The sequence below is a fragment of the Glaciimonas immobilis genome (assembly GCF_011947285.1).
Lineage (GTDB): Bacteria > Pseudomonadota > Gammaproteobacteria > Burkholderiales > Burkholderiaceae_D > Glaciimonas > Glaciimonas immobilis.
The window spans coordinates 1-1215 of the sequence record NZ_JAAOZT010000031.1 but is presented as its reverse complement, the minus strand read 5'-3'; the positions used below and the strand labels follow the sequence as shown (position 1 = coordinate 1215).

At 60.2% G+C, this 1215-nt stretch carries 1 protein-coding gene; it reads right to left on the bottom strand.

Translation table 11 applies throughout. The features are described from left to right. On the bottom strand, positions 1 to 1157 hold a 1157-nt coding region (locus tag HAV38_RS21570; protein ID WP_168057495.1), incomplete at its 3' end, for a molybdopterin-dependent oxidoreductase. Positions 1158 to 1215: the final 58 nt, after the last annotated feature.

The window sequence follows — 1215 nt, the reverse complement described above, 5'->3', positions numbered from 1 at the left end:
TCGAAATCGATGTTCCAGAGTTCGCACAGGTCGCGCATGTGAGCTTCATTGTGCGGATTGCGATAGGCCGGAAACGAGCCGCCGGCGCCGACTTCCCGGTTCGACATCGCCGACGGCTGCCCGGCCATGAGCAGCGGACCGGCGCCCGGCTTGCCAATGGCACCCATCAGCAAATGGACCGTATTGACCAGCGAGGAAGACGCCGTCGCTTCAACGCTCTGGTAAAACCCCTGCAGGACGGTCGAGACGAAGCGCGGCGTGGTGCCAATCCATTCGGCAGCCGTTTCGAGGTCTTCCTGCGCGATTTCGCAGATCTGCGCCACGCGCTCCGGCGGATAATCGGTGGTCACCGCATCAAGCTCATCGAACCCCACGGTATGGGCATCGATGAAATCCCTCTTTACATGCCCCCGGGCGATCAGCAAATGGATGATGCCGTTCATCAAGGCGACATTGGTGCCTGCCTTTAGCTGCAGATGCAGGTCGGCACCCTGCAGGACCGTGGGTGTCTTGCGCGGGTCGGCGACGATGATGCGCCCACCATTCTTGCGCTTTGACGCCAGCATGCGTTCCCATAAAACCGTCTGCACCTCGGCCACGTTGTGCCCGTACAGGCACAGCAGTTCAGCCTGGTCGATGTCGACATACGATGCGACCGGACCATCGGCGCCAAAATTGGCCATGAGCCCCGTGGCCGAAGTCGCGGTACACAGGCGTGTGTTGCCATCGATGCTAGAGGACTGCAGGCCGCCGCGCCAGAGCTTACCCAAGGTATAGAATTCTTCGACCGTCAGCTGGCCCGAGTTGTAGCACGCAAGGTTTTCGTGGCCCTGCGCCAGTGCGGCATTGAAATTGGTGACGAAGAAATCCATCGCCTCCGGCCATCCGACTTGCTCCAGTGGCCCGCCCTTGCTGCGCCGGATCATCGGCGTCGTGCCACGCCGGCTGCTGTTGTTCGCTACCCAGCCGTTCTCGCCTTTCGGACCGAGGTGACCGAAATTGACCGGATGGTTCGGATCGCCGCGCACGCCGACGATCTTGCCGTCCTTTACACCGATGTCGAGGCCGCAACCGTTGGAACACAGGATGCAGGCCGAATGGACCCACTTGTCGGGCTCGCCGGCGATGCCAAGGTTTTGATCGATTCTGGGTTTCATGAAGACTCCATTATCAAGACAGTGCCAGAGAAGTGAACGAACATGACGATATTATCCA